This is a genomic window from Robiginitalea sp. (assembly GCF_049588695.1).
GTDB lineage: Bacteria > Bacteroidota > Bacteroidia > Flavobacteriales > Flavobacteriaceae > Robiginitalea.
In genome coordinates this window covers 1-1,724 of record NZ_JBAVZJ010000094.1, presented here as the reverse complement: position 1 = coordinate 1,724, position 1,724 = coordinate 1, and the positions used below count along the sequence as shown (strand labels likewise).

At 50.7% G+C, this 1,724-nt stretch carries 2 protein-coding genes; both read left to right on the top strand.

The features are described from left to right. A partial coding sequence (locus tag WBV75_RS02000) for an alpha-ketoacid dehydrogenase subunit beta (RefSeq protein ID WP_424118983.1) occupies positions 1 to 1,261 on the top strand: 1,261 nt, incomplete at its 5' end. A gap of 1 nt (position 1,262) precedes the next feature. Next, the coding region (locus WBV75_RS01995; protein WP_424118982.1) for a hypothetical protein at positions 1,263 to 1,724 on the top strand (462 nt) is incomplete at its 3' end.

The following is a 1,724-nucleotide window of genomic DNA, read 5'->3' as shown; positions in this document are numbered from 1 at the left end:
TATTGAAAGGCTTACCAATGACATAATTGCCCTGGAAGAGCCGCTAAAACGCGATTTACACAGTAAAGCGCGAAAAGCCCTGCGCTATGTCCTTGGTGAAGACCACCCGGCGAAAGCAGCGCTCCTTAAGTGGGTTCAGGAATTCGGGGCCTTTTGTCAACCCCTCTTTAGCTCGCATTTGTATTCCGAGCTGGAAGGCAATGCCACGCAGGTACCGGAGGTTCAGCCTCAATATGATTCCAACCCCGAGATGAGCGATGGCCGGATTATTTTGCGCGATAATTTTGACCGCTTATTCGCCCGACATCCGGAGGCGCTGATTTTTGGAGAAGATAGCGGTACGATCGGAGACGTAAATCAAGGGCTGGAAGGCCTGCAAAAAAAATATGGGGCGCTGCGTATTGCAGATACGGGGATACGGGAAGCGTCCATTATAGGCCAGGGTATTGGAATGGCCCTGAGGGGGCTCCGCCCGATAGCCGAAATTCAATATCTCGACTATGTTCTATACGGCCTGCAAACGCTCAGCGATGATCTCGCGACACTTCACTACCGCAGTGTCGGCAAGCAGAAAGCTCCCCTTATCGTTCGCACAAGGGGGCATCGTCTCGAAGGCATTTGGCATTCAGGCTCGCAGATGGGGGCTCTAATTCACTTGTTAAGGGGAATGTATTTATTGGTTCCCAGAAACATGACCAAAGCTGCCGGTTTCTATAATACCCTGATGAAAAGTGATGAACCCGCATTGATTGTGGAGAGCCTTAACGGTTACCGGCTCAAAGAACCTGTCCCCAGTAATTTAGGTGAGCTCTGTACGCCCGTGGGCCAGGTTGAAGTAGTTCGGCAGGGCACAGACATTACCGTAGTTTCCTATGGCTCTACTTTCCGAATAGTCATGGAGGCGGCAAGGGAGTTGCAGGAAGTGGGAATTGATGCTGAAGTTATCGATGCCCAAACACTGCTCCCTTTTGACCTGGAGCATCAGACCGTGGTCAGTCTTCAGAAAACGAATCGGTTACTGATTGTAGATGAAGATGTACCCGGAGGTTGCGCTGCCTACCTCATGCAGCAGATACTCGAAGAACAACGGGGTTACCAGTATTTGGACTCAGCACCCCGCACACTTACAGCCCAAGCACACAGGCCGGCTTATGCAAGTGATGGCGATTATTTTTCCAAACCCAGCCTGGAGGATGTTTTTGAAAGTGTGTACGCCATTATGCATGAAGCGCGGCCTGCAGACTTTCCACCCCTGACCTGAGATGAAAGATCTCGGGGCATTGCTGGAGGAACGTTTCGGGTTAAGCCCAAGGGCCATCCACTTGTTGGAAGGATACGAGGATAAGACGTATCGCATTGATTCTCCCAAGGGCCGGAATGTCCTGAAAACACACACAGCAAAACCCGGGGTAATCCATCACCTGACCCTGGAAAACGAGTTTGTACAGGCCCTGGACGAATCGCTCCCATATGATTTCCCCCTGCCCCTTAAGACTACCGATGGTTCCAAATGGGAACCCTATGGGCAGAAACTGATACGCCTGCTCCCCTTTCTGGAAGGTGATTTTCTTGCAGAAGTAACCCAAACTGATAAACTTTTGGAGTCCCTTGGTACTTTTTTGGGTAAAGTGAATCAGGTGGGGATGTCTTTAACCCCTGAAACCGTATTAACCGGCGCCCCGGCCTGGGATTTGCAACACCTCCCCTTTCATAAGCAAAATTTA